The organism is Ruminococcus sp. SR1/5 (assembly GCF_000209835.1).
Lineage (GTDB): Bacteria > Bacillota > Clostridia > Lachnospirales > Lachnospiraceae > Blautia_A > Blautia_A fusiformis.
In genome coordinates this window covers 2,730,592-2,746,100 of record NC_021014.1, presented here as the reverse complement: position 1 = coordinate 2,746,100, position 15,509 = coordinate 2,730,592, and the positions used below count along the sequence as shown (strand labels likewise).

16 protein-coding genes and 1 tRNA gene are annotated in these 15,509 nt (G+C 44.1%); 10 read left to right on the top strand and 7 right to left on the bottom strand.

The genetic code is table 11. The features are described 5' to 3' along the window. Positions 1–114 precede the first annotated feature (114 nt). The 5 genes from CK1_RS13670 to CK1_RS13650 all read left to right on the top strand — a co-directional run bounded on the left by CK1_RS13670 (position 115) and on the right by CK1_RS13650 (position 5,755). Positions 115–939, top strand: coding sequence for an outer membrane protein assembly factor BamD (locus CK1_RS13670; protein WP_288999906.1), 825 nt, complete (start codon positions 115–117; stop codon positions 937–939). Positions 940–1,019: 80 nt separating this feature from the next. Then, positions 1,020–2,294: a peptidoglycan-binding protein gene (locus CK1_RS13665; protein WP_015526781.1), complete on the top strand. Its 1,275-nt coding sequence runs from the start codon at positions 1,020–1,022 to the stop codon at positions 2,292–2,294. A gap of 222 nt (positions 2,295–2,516) precedes the next feature. Beyond that, positions 2,517–3,575 (top strand): FUSC family protein, encoded by a 1,059-nt coding sequence (locus CK1_RS13660; protein WP_015526780.1) that lies wholly within the window; start codon positions 2,517–2,519, stop codon positions 3,573–3,575. Positions 3,576–3,659: 84 nt separating this feature from the next. Then, the gene (locus CK1_RS13655) at positions 3,660–4,928 is read left to right on the top strand and encodes a M18 family aminopeptidase (RefSeq protein ID WP_015526779.1); all 1,269 of its coding nucleotides are present in this window, start codon (positions 3,660–3,662) and stop codon (positions 4,926–4,928) included. A 17-nt stretch (positions 4,929–4,945) separates the two neighbouring features. Further along, the gene (locus CK1_RS13650; protein WP_015526778.1) at positions 4,946–5,755 is read left to right on the top strand and encodes a Cof-type HAD-IIB family hydrolase; all 810 of its coding nucleotides are present in this window, start codon (positions 4,946–4,948) and stop codon (positions 5,753–5,755) included. Between the two features lie 182 nt (positions 5,756–5,937). On the opposite strand, the gene CK1_RS13645 is transcribed toward CK1_RS13650, so the two are convergent. Then, positions 5,938–6,882, bottom strand: coding sequence for an AEC family transporter (locus tag CK1_RS13645; RefSeq protein ID WP_015526777.1), 945 nt, complete (start codon positions 6,880–6,882; stop codon positions 5,938–5,940). Positions 6,883–7,035: 153 nt separating this feature from the next. Here CK1_RS13645 and CK1_RS13640 point away from each other — a divergent pair, with 153 nt between their 5' ends. The 3 genes from CK1_RS13640 to ilvC all read left to right on the top strand — a co-directional run bounded on the left by CK1_RS13640 (position 7,036) and on the right by ilvC (position 9,854). Further along, positions 7,036–8,076 carry a tyrosine-protein phosphatase gene (locus CK1_RS13640; protein ID WP_015526775.1) on the top strand — a complete coding sequence of 347 codons (1,041 nt, stop codon included), beginning with the start codon at positions 7,036–7,038 and terminating at the stop codon, positions 8,074–8,076. Between the two features lie 164 nt (positions 8,077–8,240). Further along, entirely contained in the window at positions 8,241–8,738 is a 498-nt protein-coding gene (ilvN, locus tag CK1_RS13635) for an acetolactate synthase small subunit (protein ID WP_015526774.1), read from the top strand. Positions 8,739–8,834: 96 nt separating this feature from the next. Further along, positions 8,835–9,854, top strand: a complete 1,020-nt coding sequence (gene ilvC, locus CK1_RS13630) for a ketol-acid reductoisomerase (protein ID WP_015526773.1) — start codon at positions 8,835–8,837, stop codon at positions 9,852–9,854. 163 nt (positions 9,855–10,017) lie between these two features. On the opposite strand, the gene CK1_RS13625 is transcribed toward ilvC, so the two are convergent. The 6 genes from CK1_RS13625 to CK1_RS18925 all read right to left on the bottom strand — a co-directional run bounded on the left by CK1_RS13625 (position 10,018) and on the right by CK1_RS18925 (position 14,490). Next, on the bottom strand, positions 10,018–10,143 hold the full coding sequence (locus CK1_RS13625; RefSeq protein ID WP_306288933.1) for a hypothetical protein: 126 nt from the start codon (positions 10,141–10,143) through the stop codon (positions 10,018–10,020). Then, entirely contained in the window at positions 10,128–10,913 is a 786-nt protein-coding gene (locus CK1_RS13620; protein WP_015526772.1) for a LysR family transcriptional regulator, read from the bottom strand. Before CK1_RS13620 ends, CK1_RS13625 begins: the two co-directional genes overlap by 16 nt. Before the next feature lie 90 nt (positions 10,914–11,003). Then, positions 11,004–11,077 (bottom strand) — tRNA-Pro (locus CK1_RS13615). Between the two features lie 134 nt (positions 11,078–11,211). Further along, positions 11,212–11,652 carry a hypothetical protein gene (locus CK1_RS13610; protein WP_015526771.1) on the bottom strand — a complete coding sequence of 147 codons (441 nt, stop codon included), beginning with the start codon at positions 11,650–11,652 and terminating at the stop codon, positions 11,212–11,214. A gap of 568 nt (positions 11,653–12,220) precedes the next feature. Continuing rightward, entirely contained in the window at positions 12,221–13,906 is a 1,686-nt protein-coding gene (locus CK1_RS13605) for a glycoside hydrolase family 3 C-terminal domain-containing protein (protein ID WP_502685110.1), read from the bottom strand. Beyond that, positions 13,807–14,490, bottom strand: coding sequence for a glycoside hydrolase family 3 protein (locus CK1_RS18925; RefSeq protein WP_015526769.1), 684 nt, complete (start codon positions 14,488–14,490; stop codon positions 13,807–13,809). Before CK1_RS18925 ends, CK1_RS13605 begins: the two co-directional genes overlap by 100 nt. 471 nt (positions 14,491–14,961) lie before the next feature. Here CK1_RS18925 and CK1_RS13600 point away from each other — a divergent pair, with 471 nt between their 5' ends. Beyond that, entirely contained in the window at positions 14,962–15,240 is a 279-nt protein-coding gene (locus tag CK1_RS13600) for a hypothetical protein (protein ID WP_306288932.1), read from the top strand. Positions 15,241–15,245: 5 nt separating this feature from the next. Then, a complete protein-coding gene (locus CK1_RS13595; RefSeq protein ID WP_306289106.1) occupies positions 15,246–15,425 on the top strand; it encodes a VanZ family protein in 180 nt (59 codons plus the stop codon). Positions 15,426–15,509 lie beyond the last annotated feature (84 nt).

Here is a 15,509-nt window from a genome sequence, read left to right as displayed (position 1 = left end):
AGTGAACAATAACTAGCAAGTGCTGTATGATCTGTGAGGAGATGATACAGCACTTTTTTTGTGCAGATATTTATTATATAATAAAGGCATCAGAGTAAAGGGGGATATATAAATTTGAAAAAGGATATTTTAATACTGGTGGCATTGATAGCAGTTGTTATAGCAGTTCCTTTTCTGGCTACAAAGGCAGAAGAGGCAATCCAGATTAAAAATGAGGAATTTAAGGAAAAACAGAACAGGGAATGTTATGAAAAAGCGGAAGAATGCATGGATGCAGGCAAATATGATGAGGCGATAGAGTTGCTGGAAAAACTTCCGGGATATTATGAGGATGTAAAATATATTATCCAATATGCAAAGTTTTGCGATGCTGTTCAGAATGGAGAAGGAATTGAGGAGTTGCATAAGCTTATATGGTATGTTCCAAAGGGAGATGAGTACAGTAGCAAATATATAGAAGAAATGAGGAAGGCCCAGAAAGATACAGAAGAACAATACAAAAAATATATGGCACAGAAAGAAAAAGAAGAGGAAGAAAGAATGAGAAAGAAGGATGAGCCATATAAGGGAATGAAAGAAAAATACATAAACATTACGCTTCTGGGAAGGGCAAAAGAGAAAAGAACAGAACATTACTGGCGGGACACACCGGGAAAAAGGACACAGGACATTCAGTACAGATATATGTGGTATAACAGCAATGGAGCAAAAAAATTCATGGCAGTCTGCAGAAACGGACGGGTCAGCAGTGTAGTGGAATTTGTTTCATCCACAACATCCGGGAAAAAAACTTACCGTGGAAATACCAGCAGGAATAATGACAGAAAAGATATGTACGATGTGCAGGATTATGATGATCCGGAAGATTTTTATTATGATCATGCAGATGAGTTTGATGATATCCAGGATGCGGAAGATTACTGGGAAGAAGCACAGTAGGAGATATGGCATTTTGAGATTCTGTACATATACTAGCAGAGAACCAGTGTGCTTTCAGGCACAAAAAGGAGCCTCTGTTTATGAAAAATCATTCTTATATTTCCATGCAGCAGGATATGCCGGATCAGGGACAGCTGCAGGTGACGGTGCTGGACAGTGCCAGTAACCGTCCTGTGGAAAATGCTACAGTGCGGATCTCGTACACAGGAGTCCCGGATAATGTGATCGAAGAAATCCGTACGGATTCCTCCGGAAAAACGCCCATGCTGGAGCTGGCAGCTCCTCCACTGGAATACAGCATGAAACCGGTGGAGCAGCAGCCTTATGCAGAATATACAGTTCGGATCAGTGCAGAGGGTTTTACACCAAAAGAAGTTGCCGGGACAGAAGTTCTTCCCCATTCCATTGCCAGGCAGGGAGCATCCCTTAGCAGACAGCAGGGTAGTGGAGAGGACTATCAGCGGATCGTCATCGGACCCCATACGCTTTTTGGGGAATATCCTCCAAAAAATCCGGAAGCAGAGATCAAGCCGATAAATGAAACCGGCGAGATCGTATTAAATAAAGTGGTGATCCCGGAGTATATCGTAGTCCACGACGGGCCAATAGGGGATACCTCTGCACAGGATCATTATGTAAGATATAAGGATTATATCAAAAACGTGGCCAGCAGTGAGATCTACGCAACTTGGCCGGAGGACACGATACGTGCCAATGTTCTGGCAATCATGTCGTTTACTCTGAACAGAGTTTATACAGAGTGGTACCGAAATAAGGGTTATGATTTCACCATTACATCCTCCACAGCATACGACCACAAATGGATCCATGGCAGGAATATTTTTGAGAGTATCGACCGGATCGTGGATGAACTTTTTGAAAACTACCTTTCCAGACCGGATGTACGTCAGCCGATCCTGACCCAGTACTGTGACGGACGCCAGGTGCAGTGCAGGAATCGGGGATGGATGACCCAGTGGGGAAGCAAAGCTCTGGGAGATCAGGGATATTCCGCCATTGAGATCCTGCGGAGCTTCTATGGAAACGATATGTATATCAATGTGGCGGAAGCAGTTTCCGGGATTCCCGCATCCTGGCCGGGATATGACCTGACTATCGGTGTTACCGGAGAAAAGGTACAGCAGATCCAGGAACAGCTTAATGCCATAGCAAAAGCCTATCCTGCCATCCCGTCAGTGACTGTGGATGGTATTTATGGTCCGGCTACCGCTGCATCTGTAAAAAAATTCCAGAATATATTCGGGCTTCCTGCATCCGGAGTGGTGGATTATCCAACCTGGTATAAGATACAGGACATTTATGTAGCAGTGACCAGGATAGCGGAGCTGCAGTAAATATAAAAATAATAAAAATGTTCTTGGCCATTTTCGGAGTGATCTGATCGGGGCTGAGGTGTAATGCGTGAACATGATTTCAGAAAAAATATTTGACGTTTTAGAATAAACCAAGTATAATGGCTGTTTGTATCTTTGAACGTAAATTGTAAAGAGATTGCGTTTATGAGCATGTGAAAAAAGCGAAATGAGAATGTCTGCTTTACAAAAGGAGTGATGAAAATGACATTTTATCAGGAACTGCAGTTAAGCTCAACCGGATCAAAACAGCTGATCAGAAATACCACAGACAAAAAGGAGAAAAGAAGGCATATTCTGATCTATAATTTTAAAGTGTATCTTGTCATGGCATTTTGTGTGGCGGTTGTGACATTGTACAGTAAGATAACCGGCAATGACAACAGTGTTGTAGGAGTAACCGTACTACTGGCAGTGCTGGTTTTAAGACAGGCGGATTTCGGAATCCGGACGTCCCACGGATTGTTGTCCATTGCCGGGATTTTCTGTATTCTGATCGCAGGACCGAGATTATCCAATATGGTTTCACCGGTACCGGCATTTTTTGTTAATGCGATAAGCATCCTGTTACTGATGATCCTGGGATGCCATAATGTAATTATGTATAACCATTCCACATTTGTTCTCGGATATCTGCTTCTGATGGGATATGACGTAACCGGAAAGGCGTATCTGCTTCGTGTAGAGGGGCTTTTGGCCGGAATGGTTCTCTGCATGGTAGTTTTTTATAAGAATCAGAAAAACCGCCCGTATCGCAGGACGTTTCTGGACCTGTTCCGGGAATTTGATCTGCATTCCGCAAGAGGCAGGTGGTATTTAAGACTGACGCTGATCGTTTCCAGCGCTATGCTGATCATGTCTCTTCTGGGACTCCCAAGAGCAATGTGGGCCGGAATTGCCTGTATGTCCGTGTGTCTGCCGTTTACCGCGGATTGCAGGGGAAGAGCCGGAAAAAGAGCTATGTTCAACATCGTTGGCTGTATTCTGTTTGCAGTGCTTTATCTGATACTTCCGGAATCTATGTATCCCTATATTGGAATGATCGGAGGAATCGGTGTGGGATATTCCGCAGGTTATGCGTGGCAGACTGCATTTAATACATTTGGAGCACTGTCCATTGCATCAGGACTGTTTGGAATGCCGGCAGCAGTGCTGCTCCGTATTGGAGCCAATGTATTTAGTTCAATTTATACTATGCTCGCAAATAAGCTTGGGGATAAGCTTGTGCAGCATATGTGGGTACGAAAGAGTGCAGAAATCTGAGATATTGCCCTGAAAAAAGTTTTGCCGTATAATGGGTAATAGCATAACAGCCTGGATATTACCGGGCCGACAGAGGAGAAGATTATGTACGAAGAAACAACAGAAAAACTGCTGGAATTTATCAGTAAAAGTCCTACAGCCTTTCAGGCGGCAGAGGAAACAAGAAGACGTTTTTTGGAGGAAGGCTTTACAGAATTGAAGGAAGAGGAGCGCTGGGAGCTGGAAAAGGGCGGAAAATATTTTGTCATGAGAAATCATTCCGCGATCATCGGATTTTCCATTCCTGTCAATGACTGCAGGAGATATCATATCATTGCAAGTCACAGTGACTCCCCGTCTTTTAAAATAAAAGAAAATCCGGAGATGTCTGTAAACGGAGCTTATGTGAAGCTGAATGTGGAGCGGTACGGAGGAATGATCCTTTCTACCTGGTTTGACCGTCCCCTTTCTGTGGCAGGTCGCATGATCGTCCACAAAAACGGAAAAATTCTGGAAAAGCTTGTAGATATTGATAGAGATCTGGTCATGATCCCGAGCCTTGCGATCCATATGAACCGAGATATTAACGGAGGCTATCATTATAATGTCCAGAAGGATATGCTTCCATTGTACAGTGGCAGTGGCGAAAAAGGAAACTTCATGCGGATGCTGGCAGAAGAGGCAGAGATCCGTCCGGAGGATATCCTGGGCCATGATCTGTTTCTCTATAACCGGATGCCCGGAACGATCTGGGGATCCAGGAATGAATTTGTTTCCAGTCCAAGATTAGATGATCTTCAGTGTGCTTTCGCTTCAATGGAAGGCTTTCTTCAGGCAGATAAGAAGAAGGGCATTGCAGTCCACTGTGTACTGGATAATGAAGAAGTGGGAAGCACTACCAGGCAGGGAGCTGCATCCACATTTCTTAAAGATGTACTGTTTCGTATCAATCTGGCCCTTGGCGGAGATCAGGAAAGTTATCTGATGGCCCTTGCGGAGAGCTTTATGATTTCTGCGGACAATGCACATGCATTACATCCGAATTATACAGACAAGGCAGATCCTGTAAACCGTCCGGTGATGAATGGTGGAATTGTGATCAAATATAATGCCAATCAGAAATATTGTACCGATGGGATTTCCACAGCAATCTTTAAGGAACTCTGCAGAGAGGCAGATGTGCCATATCAGACATTTGTGAACCGTTCTGATATTGCCGGTGGTTCCACTCTGGGAAATATTTCCAATACCCAGGCAGCCATAAATACGGTCGATATCGGTTTGCCGCAGCTGGCGATGCATTCCGCTTATGAAACAGCTGGAGTGAAAGATACGGAAAGCCTGATCCGTGCGGCAAAGGTATTTTACAGGTGATATCGGAGGACAGGAAAATGAGCAGAAAAGCAGTATTTTTTGATGCGGACGGAACAGTCTGTGATATGAAAAAAGGAGTGCCGGACAGTGCCATAGAAGCCATCCGTGCGCTGGTAGATAACGGACATGAAGCGTGGCTCTGCACAGGAAGAAGTCGTGCGTTTGTATCCTGGTATCTGGAGCAGATCCCTTTTACGGGAATGATCAGTGCCTGCGGATCCACCATTGAGAAGGACGGGAAGAGACTTTTTAATAAAGAGATGACGCCGGAGGTTGCAAAGCTTTCTGTGGAGGTTCTCAGAAAATACGGACTGATCCCGGTAATGGAAGGCGCGGATTTTATGTATTATGACAAAGAGGAGTATACCGATGAAGTGAACTGGTATGCCAGTCTGATCACAGAATCCCTGGGCGATAAATGGAGGCCTATCCGTGGAAATGAGGATTGTATGCGGATCAATAAGATCAGTGCAAAAATGACGGAGGGATGTGATGCGGAGGCAGCGTTATCCATTTTATCAGAATACTATGATATCATCCGCCATGAAGGCAGCAGTTCGTTTGTGGGAAATACCATTGAACTGGTGCCAAAGGGCTTTAACAAGGCTGTTGGGATCGCAGCTGTGATCCGCCTGTTTGATATTCCGTGGGAGAATACCGTTGTTTTTGGAGACAGCAACAATGATCTTGCCATGTTTGAATACGCTGCAACAAAGGTTGCCATGGGAAATGCTTCTCCGAAGATCAAAGAACTGGCAGATTATGTTACGTCTGATATGTTCCACTACGGCATTCGGGATGGCTTGAAATATCTGAAGCTGATCTGAGAGAATGCTTCGTTTGTTTTGTAGGCTATGAGATTGTAAGAACAGAAACATCCACATCAGAAATGATAGCTTTATGTGAATATGCTTTTATAAAAAAATGCTGTAAGAACCAGAAATCATAGTTCTTACAGCATTTTATGTTATAGATTTTTCCGGGTAGATAATATGCAGAAGCTGCAATATCAGATCAGTCCCAGACCTTTGCAGATAAACAGCCAGAGTGTCAGGGTAAAGGCACTGAATAATGTGGTAAGAAGCACGACTCCCGAAGAAAAAGAGCCCTCATGTCCCATGTTTTTTGCCATGACAAAGCAGGTAACGGTGCTGGCAGACCCTAGCATGATAATGATGGAAACCAGCTTGTCCTTTGTAAAACCGCAACGGATGGCAAGAGGAAGAAAAAGTGCTTCATAACCGACAAGTTTCATAAATGTACAGGCAACAGTTGCTTTCAGCCGGGAAAAGGCTTTTCCGAAGTGCAGAGATCCGCCCATAGCCATGAGGCCAAGAGGAGTGGCGGTTTTTGCAAGATTGCCTGCCGTAGAGTCCAGAATCTTCGGAAATGGAAGACGAAGAAGGGACCAGAGTGTACCGGCTGCAATGCCGAGAATGATGGGATTGGTGACAATTCCCTTTAAAGTGCGCTTCAGAACGGTACCATCTATTTTTCCCTGACCTGGTTTAAAGACAGAGAGAACTACAACAGCCATTACATTGTAAAGAGGGACGCTGGCAATGATCATCAGTGGTGCCATACCTGCATTTCCGTAAAGGTTCTGGATAATGGCGATACCAAGGATCGCTGCGCTGCTGCGGTAGGATGCCTGGATAAATTCGCCCTGGATATCGGAAGGGTGGAGAAAACGGGACAGGAGCACGGAGATCATAATACTGAGCGATGTGATCGCAAAACAGAAAAGAACCATCTTGGGATCCCAGGCCTCATAGATATCGATTTTAGCGATGTCCTGAAACAGAAGCACAGGCAGGGGGATGACAAATACAAATTTGTTCATACGATTGACAAATGTTTCATCAAACAGTCCGATCCTCCGGAAAAAATATCCCAGGAGCAGTGTAAGAAAGATGGGCACGGTAACATTCAGACAGAAAATAAGATTGTCCATAAAAGAAAGCCTCCCTGTGGTAAAATTTCTCTGTTTATTATATCCAAACCACGAAAATTGTCAAACGAGGTATACGGGACTGGAGATTTCTGGTATGATAAAAAGTGTTGCGAAGAAAGCAGCACAGGGGTTGAGAAGGAGAAAGGAAAGAAAATGAGATACGGAAAAATACGGATCGAAGATGGCTTTTTTGTGTTTACCAGACATATGATGCTCAACAGTCTTCCGTGTAAAGATATTCTCTGGGCGTACATGCGCCGTGAGGGAACCGATAAAACCGGTGAAAAGCAGCTGATCATCAATTATCTGGTGATCATAACCAGACGTCAGAAGCGTTATAAATTTGATATGACAGAGCAGGAGGTACAGGATTGCCTTCAGCTTCTTAAAGTATTGAATCCGGATCTTGCGGTTGGTTTTCCAAAAGGAAGCAGGCTTCCGCTTCAGAATCTTCCGAATACAAGAGATCTGGGTGCATTGATGACAGTAGACGGTTCGCATATTCTTCCCAGAAAGCTTTTGCGCAGCGGAGAAATCTATCATGCTTCTGCTGCAGACAACCGGATCCTTTCAGAAGAATATAATGTAAAAACAGTGATTGATTTCCGGTCAGCTGCAGAAGTAAAGAAAAAACCGGATGATATCATGGCAGGAGTGGAGTATTATCACATTCCAATCCGGGATGAGGACAGCAGCGGAAACAGCTTTTTTGAACATGTGATGTCCTGCTATGGTGATGTAGACCGGTATATGCAGGACTGGTACCGGAATTTCGTTACGGATGAGTATTCTCTGAAGCAGTATGCACGTTTTCTAGATGTCCTGCTTCATGTAAAGAATGGAGCTGTTGTTTTTCACAGTGCCACAGGAGAAGACCGGACAGGAGTCGGAACAGCACTTTTGCTCTTTGCTTTGGGTGTACCTAAGGAAACGATACGAAGGGATTATATGCGGTCGAATTCATGTCTGGAAGATGAACTGAAATATATGTGCAGGCTTTACCGGGCAGACCGGCCGGAAAACAGCCGGAAGCTTGCAGATCTGAAAGCCTTCTATCAGGTGAAGGAGTCTTATATCAATACAGTTTTTGATGTCATCGAAAAAGAAAACGGAGGAATTGAAAGATTCCTTCGGAAAAAACTCTATCTGACACCAAAGGCATCCGAGGAGCTTAAGAAAAAATATCTGATCTGAGGATAAAAACATTTCTTATCATCCTGAAGGAATTTTGCAGGAAATTTTGATTGACAAAATTTTCGAAGTTGTTATAATGGTAAGAAAGCAAGGGTTTATTAGATTAAAGCGTTAACTGACGAAGTCGGTTTTCTATACATAAAAGTGTTGAAAGCAGGTGTATTATGGAAAAGAGAATACTATCCATCCTTGTGGATAATACCTCCGGAGTCCTTAGCCGTGTGGCTGGTCTTTTCAGCCGCCGTGGATATAATATTGACAGCATTACCGCAGGAGTGACTGCAGATCAGAGATATTCCCGTATGACAGTTGTATGTGAGGGAGATGATCAGATGCTCCAGCAGATCACTAAGCAGCTGGCGAAGCAGGAAGATGTACGGGATGTTAAGGTCCTTGAACAGGACGACAGCGTTGCCCGTGAGCTGATGCTCGTCAAGGTTGCTGTGAAGCCGGAACAGAGACAGGGAGCTCTTTCTGTTGCAGATATCTTCCGTGCCAAGGTGGTGGATGTAAGTAAGGATTCTCTTATTATGGAGATGACCGGAAGCCAGAACAAGCTGAAGGCGTTTGTGGAGCTGATGGCTGACTATGAGATCCTTGAGCTTGCAAGAACGGGAATCACAGGTCTGTCACGAGGCAGTGACGATGTCCGTTACCTGTAAATTTTTTACATATGTTTGCTAGGAGAGCAGCTACTCTCTTAACGATAAATAATTTTTATGAAGAAGATGTTGTAAACATCAGAGGAGGAAAGTAAAATGGCAAATAAGATTTTTTACCAGGAAGACTGTAATCTTGGATTATTAGATGGTAAGACAATTGCGATTATTGGATACGGAAGCCAGGGACATGCACATGCACTGAACCTTAAAGAGTCCGGATGTAATGTAATCATCGGCCTTTACAAAGGAAGCAAATCCTGGAAAAAAGCTGAGGAGCAGGGCTTCGAGGTATATACATCTGCTGAAGCAGCTAAGAAAGCAGATATCATCATGATCCTGATCAACGATGAGAAACAGGCTGCACTTTACAAGAACGATATCGAGCCGAACCTTGAGGAAGGCAACATGCTTATGTTCGCTCATGGCTTCAACATTCATTTCGGATGCATCAAACCACCAGCATATGTTGATGTTACAATGATCGCTCCGAAAGGACCTGGACACACAGTAAGAAGCGAGTATCAGGCTGGTAAAGGTGTTCCTTGTCTGATCGCTGTAGAGCAGGATGCTACAGGTAAAGCTCAGGATATCGCACTTGCATATGCACTTGGAATCGGCGGAGCAAGAGCTGGTGTTCTTGAGACAACATTCCGTACAGAGACAGAGACAGACCTCTTTGGTGAGCAGGCTGTACTTTGCGGTGGTGTTTGCGCACTTATGCAGGCTGGTTTCGAGACACTTGTTGAAGCTGGTTATGACCCAAGAAACGCATACTTCGAGTGTATCCATGAGATGAAACTGATCGTTGACCTGATCTATCAGTCAGGATTCGCAGGAATGAGATATTCTATCTCCAATACAGCTGAGTATGGCGATTACATCACAGGACCGAAGATCATCACAGAGGATACAAAGAAAGCAATGAAGAAAGTTCTTTCCGATATCCAGGATGGTACATTCGCAAAAGAGTTCTTACTCGACATGTCCGATGCAGGTGCACAGGTACACTTCAAGGCTATGAGAAAATTAGCTTCTGAGCATCAGTCTGAGAAAGTCGGCGAGGAGATCCGTAAACTCTACAGCTGGAACGGCGAGGATAAGCTTATTAATAACTAAGCAAAATTTATTGCAGGTGCAATAAATTTTGCGCTACTCGAACGAAGCGCAGCGAAGTTTGAGTCAAAAAAGTCACACACGTAATACAGTGGTAGGAAACTTTTTTGAAATTTAAAATTCCCATCTGGTCGCAATGATCAGATGGGAATTTTTTTACATTCCTTTATTTATCCGGATGCTCTGTTTCATCATCAAAAAATGGCGCGATCAAAGCCGAATCAGCATCTTTCTGTCTGCATACAAACCCGATCTCACGCAGCGGAAAAGAAAATCCTACCGGTACTTCCACCAGAGTTCCTTCTTCCAGCTCTTTTTTACAAAATCACGGATCACACATGCAATCCCAAGACCAATTTCCGCAAACTGGATCAGAAGATCCATAGTTGTTATTTCCAGAATATGGCTTAATTCCACATGATGTTCTTTCAGCTGAGTGTTTACGGTCTGACGTGTAATATTGTCCTCATCTAGCATCATGAAAGTTGCTGCCTGGATCAGAGGTTCATCCGGATAGAGCTTTTTCTGATTTTCCAGATACTGCTGTGTACAGACAAAGGTATCCTGGATTTTCAAAAGAGGCTGAAAATAATATCCCCGAAGCTTCTGCGGCCGTCCGATGAGTCCCAGATCGATTTTTTCCTCATCCAGAAGCTGCAGCGTCTGATAAGTAGACTGGCAGGAAATTGTGATACGTACATGAGGAAAACGTGCAATATAGTTTTCCAGGTGGGAGAGCAGTACATATCTGGTAAGAGTAGAACTGGCACCCAGACGCAGCTTTGGAATGTCCCGGGAACGGTTATGGCGAATGGAATTTTCTCCTTCATCCAGAAGTGAAAGAGCTTCTTTTACTTTTTCAAAAAGAAGCTCACCGTCCGGGGTCAGAGTGACACCCCGAGAACTGCGTTTAAAAAGAACGGTATCCAGATTCTGCTCCAGCTTCTGGATCGCCTTGCTGATAGCAGGCTGACTGATATAAAGGTCCCGGGAACTGTGGGAGATACTGCCGGTACGTGCTACCGTATAAAAAATATGATAAAGAGACAGATTATCCTGCATGCAAAACCTTCCTTTCGAAAGTAAGGTAATAAAGGTAATAAAAAATCCGAAGTCATCAGACCTCGGAAATCCTTGAATTTGTTAGAAATATCGGGGCAACAGGATTTGAACCTGCGACCTCACGGCCCCCAGCCGTGCGCGCTACCAAGCTACGCCATACCCCGCAACGCATATAACTATAACATAAACGAATTGTAAATGCAACCATTTTTTGAGGAGAAAGATGGTTGTATGGATGATAATAAAGAGTGTGATCCCTTGATACTTTCATAGGCTTCACACGCTTTACATGATATGATCAGGCTGTCTGTATTGTGTTACCTGGGTCAGGTAAAATACCTCTTCCCTGAAGTACAACGACAAGAGTTTCTGTTGTGTCCTGTAAATTCTTGATATCTTTTCGGATATCCCGTTCTGCAAGCTTAACATCCAGTGAAAGGTCGTCCAGGCGTTTTCTGTTGGTATCACATTTCAGATCGATCATTTCAAGTCTGTTTTCTACCCGGTTGAAGCGGGCATCTATTTCATCAAAACGAACATCCATAGCATCAAGACGAGCGTCGATACCGTCAAAACGAACATCCATAGCATCAAGACGAGTGTCGATACCGTCGAGACGAGTATCCACTGCATCCAGTCTGGCATCGATACCATCTAATCGGTTATTTATATTGCCCAGCTGGACATTGATCGGGTTTATCATACCGGCTAATAATTCCAAATCTTTCTGATCTAGCATATGCGCATCCTCCCACAAAAATTGTACCGCATATTTCTCTGTGCGGATATTGTATCATGTTTCGAGTGTGAAGTCTATGAAATTATCAAAGAACAAAATGGACGGGAACAATAAGTTCTTAACTAGTATAATATATATAATAAGAAAAAACAAGACATATTTTTATATCTTTAATAATAATAGAAAATGCAGGCGAACTACCTGAAGAATAAAAAAGGAGGCCGGGAGTTGTGCGGACTCCCGGCAAAAAAGTATGAAAAAGAAAAAGATTGTTTAGCATTTGCTATCTACAGTTAATAATATAGTAAAAAAATGTGTGCATTGTGTGAAAGGAAAATGAAGAGAATGTGAAAACTGCCGCTTAATGTTAGATTAAGCGACAGTAATTTTTTCGGATTATTCTGTTGTTTGATCCAAGATTTTGAACTATATGTAATGATAACATCCGCTTTAATGCTTGTCAAGCGATCTGAAACTGCCATAGCAGTCCAATTATGTCGCTTTTTGTGCCGTTTTATGCAGCTTTTTATGTAAGTATAATTCGTTCGGCGGAGGATGTCCTGTGAAATTATACCAGTTTATTTAATTTTTCAATAATTTCTGTAAGTTCTTCTCTGGAATATCCGCCGAAGCTTACCAGCGCACGTAATGGCATGGAGTCGGTCATGGCTTCTGTCATTTCTTCAGTGATAGCTTCGGAAGCGGCTTCAGAAGAGGACTCTTCACCAACGTTCATGGCTGAGATATATTTTGCTGTCAGTTCTTTTGCTGTTTCGCTTGTTTTCGGGTTGCGGAACAGTTCGCCCAGGGTGGTGTTCATATGAACATGCATCGGAAGCTCCTGGCTGCTGTTCAGATGGATCCTGCCTTCAAGATGGATATCTCTGGAAGATGTACCGACAAGGAGCTTATATTCGCCGCTGGCTGCGAACCAGTCGTGAAGCTCCGTATTGTACCATGCGAAACTTCTCTTGTCCAGCTCCATGGTTACTGTTTTGGTTTCGCCTGGATTCAGGAAAACCTTTTCGAAGCCCTTGAGCTCTTTTTCCGGACGGATCGCGGAACTGGTACAGTCTTTGACATAGAGCTGTACGACTTCTTTTCCTGCCATATTTCCTGTGTTTGTTACATCAACCGAAACGGTGATGGTGTCTTTGTCTGTAGGATTTTCATTGGAGATCTTCAGGTCGCTGCAGGCAAAGGTAGTGTAGGAGAGTCCATAGCCAAACGGATATGCTACATCCATTTCTTTTGTATCGTAGTAGCGATAGCCTACGAATACGCCTTCATGGTATTCAACCTTTTCACCACCGCCGAAGTTCAGGTAAGATGGATTGTCGGAGAGCTTGAGCGGCATTGTCTCGGCAAGCTTGCCGCTGGGATTTACTTTTCCGTAAAGGATGTTTGCGACAGCGGTACCGCCTGCCTGACCGCCGAGGTATGCTTCCAGAAGGCCTTTTATATCATTGAGCCATGGCAGCTCCACGGGGGAACCGTTGTGGAGGACGATCACGGTATTCGGCTGTACTTTAAGGATCTCAGCAATGAGACGGTTCTGGCATTCAGGAAGCCTCATGTGGGAACGATCGTATCCTTCAGATTCAAAGCTGTCCGGAAGTCCGGCGAAGATCACAACCTTGTCAGCGGCGGCAGCAGTTTTGATCGCTTCAGTTGCAAGTGTGTCATCGTAGAGATCTTTGTCTGCAGGAAAACCTTCTGCATAAGTAACCTGTGCATCGGAAGGAACGGAATCCAGTGCGTTTGTGATCTTGAAGCAGTTGATATGAGAGCTTCCGCCGCCCTGGAAACGAGGCTTCTTTGCAAAACCACCGATGAAAGCAACTTTCTCGGATGCTTTCAGAGGGAGGATCTGTTCATCGTTTTTCAGAAGAACCATAGATTCTTCGGCAATGTGGCGTGCTTCTTCATGGTCTTTTTCCATGGTGAATTCCTGCGGTGCCCGGTTGTCTGCATATTCAAAAATTATGCGTAGAATGCGTTCGACAGCCTGGTCAAGAATGTCTTCCTTGAGGGAACCGTCTTTTACGGCCTGTACGATGAGGGCATCGTTGACCCCATTGGAGGAAGGCATTTCCAGCTCAAGACCAGCCTCAAGACCTTTGACGCGGTCATTGACTGCACCCCAGTCGGACATTACATAGCCCTTGAAGCCCCAGTCGCCGCGGAGAACATCTGTGAGAAGCCATTTATTCTCAGATGCGAAAGTGCCGTTGATCTGGTTGTAGGAGCACATGAAGGTGTATGGCTGAGCTTTTTTACTGCGGTTTCGAATGCAGGGAAATAGATCTCACGTAAAGTGCGTTCATCAGCCTCGGAAGAATTGCTCATGCGGTGATATTCCTGGTTGTTTGCTGCAAAGTGCTTGATAGAGGTTCCTACATGCTGGGACTGTACTCCGTTTATAAAAGCGGCTGCGATCTCACCTGCAAGATAAGGATCCTCGGAATAATATTCGAAGTTTCTTCCACAGAGAGGAGAACGTTTGATGTTTACGGCCGGTCCGAGAACTATGGATACATCGTTGGCCTGAGCTTCTTTTCCGATGGTTTTGCCCATTTCTTCCATCAGCTTGCAGTCAAAGGAGCAGGCGCTTAAAGCGGCCGGCGGGAAGCAGACGGCTTTGATGCTGTCATTCATTCCAAGATGATCGCCCTTGTCATCCTGCTTACGAAGTCCGTGAGGGCCGTCGCTGACCATTACTTCCGGGATCCCCAAGCGTTCCACATGTTTCAGATGCCAGAAATCAAGACCTGAGCACATGCCGGCTTTTTCTTCCAGTGTCATCTGGCTTACGATTTTTTTCAGATCACGTTTCATTAAAAATACCTCCGAAATGTTTTTCTTACTATGAACTATAGCATGTTTTGCTGGTAAAATATAACAAAAATTCGTTAAAAATAAAAAATATTGTAGTTTAGCCGAATTAAGTAAGTCTCTTACTTCAATTGCGAATATCCGCATGCCCCTCACATTTTCAGGAATATAAAAACGATATGCAGGTCGATTGACAGAGCGGTGAGAGATATCTTTTTCTGGCTTTTGTGGGAAGAGTGTAGTAATATAGGTAGGAATAATGACAGAGCTGCCGGACAGAAGAATGGTCGACTGTCTGGTTTATGTGAAAGGACTTATAATGAAAGACATCATATCAAGTATTATTACAAGTGTACTGACAGCTTTGTACCAGCCATTTTGGTTTTCTGTGATCCTATCTGTGATGGTACTGTTTTTTATCTCTTTGCCTACCATAATGAGACAGGTGGAAGGGGAATCAGGGGAGCTTTTTCCGTGTGGTGGCAGTATTTCAGAGGAAATGCTTTTTTTCGGAAGCTGTTTTTTCTGACCTTTTATACAACCATGATCTTGTTTTGTACGCTGCTGAACCGGGATATGTGGATGAATCCCCTTTCGGATGTGATGGCGAACTGGTGGATCTGGAAATATGGAGAGGATGGTACCAGATATCTCACAACCGAGTGTATTGAGAATCTGATGCTGTTTATTCCGTTCACGATCCTGCTGTTCTGGACCGCAGGAAAGAAAATATTGAAAAAACAACATTCTTGAATATTGTGTGGACCGGACTTAAGATTACCTTTGTATTCTCACTGTCCATTGAACTTCTGCAGCTTTTCCTGAGGCTTGGGACGTTCCAGGTTTCTGATCTGACATATAATACTCTTGGAGGAGGTATTGGCGGGGCTGTGTACTGGATTGGTCATCAGCTTTCAGTCAGGCGGGGAGCCGAATAATGTCTGCCACAGATAGCAGGAAGACAGAGAAACGGATCAGCCCGGATTTCTGTTCGAGAGTGATACTTTGAAATTTTTGTAGTT

What these genes read in the sequence shown, in the direction of transcription:
- ilvN (WP_015526774.1), top strand. Translation starts at nt 8,241, where the DNA reads ATGGAAAAGAGAATACTATCCATCCTTGTGGATAATACCTCCGGAGTC.
- CK1_RS13640 (WP_015526775.1), top strand. Translation starts at nt 7,036, where the DNA reads ATGAGATACGGAAAAATACGGATCGAAGATGGCTTTTTTGTGTTTACC.
- CK1_RS13650 (WP_015526778.1), top strand. Translation starts at nt 4,946, where the DNA reads ATGAGCAGAAAAGCAGTATTTTTTGATGCGGACGGAACAGTCTGTGAT.
- CK1_RS13620 (WP_015526772.1), bottom strand. Translation starts at nt 10,913, where the DNA reads ATGCAGGATAATCTGTCTCTTTATCATATTTTTTATACGGTAGCACGT.
- CK1_RS13610 (WP_015526771.1), bottom strand. Translation starts at nt 11,652, where the DNA reads ATGCTAGATCAGAAAGATTTGGAATTATTAGCCGGTATGATAAACCCG.
- CK1_RS13605 (WP_502685110.1), bottom strand. Translation starts at nt 13,906, where the DNA reads ATGTGCTCCTACAACCAGATCAACGGCACTTTCGCATCTGAGAATAAA.
- CK1_RS18925 (WP_015526769.1), bottom strand. Translation starts at nt 14,490, where the DNA reads ATGAAACGTGATCTGAAAAAAATCGTAAGCCAGATGACACTGGAAGAA.
- CK1_RS13660 (WP_015526780.1), top strand. Translation starts at nt 2,517, where the DNA reads ATGACATTTTATCAGGAACTGCAGTTAAGCTCAACCGGATCAAAACAG.
- CK1_RS13665 (WP_015526781.1), top strand. Translation starts at nt 1,020, where the DNA reads ATGAAAAATCATTCTTATATTTCCATGCAGCAGGATATGCCGGATCAG.
- CK1_RS13645 (WP_015526777.1), bottom strand. Translation starts at nt 6,882, where the DNA reads ATGGACAATCTTATTTTCTGTCTGAATGTTACCGTGCCCATCTTTCTT.
- CK1_RS13655 (WP_015526779.1), top strand. Translation starts at nt 3,660, where the DNA reads ATGTACGAAGAAACAACAGAAAAACTGCTGGAATTTATCAGTAAAAGT.
- ilvC (WP_015526773.1), top strand. Translation starts at nt 8,835, where the DNA reads ATGGCAAATAAGATTTTTTACCAGGAAGACTGTAATCTTGGATTATTA.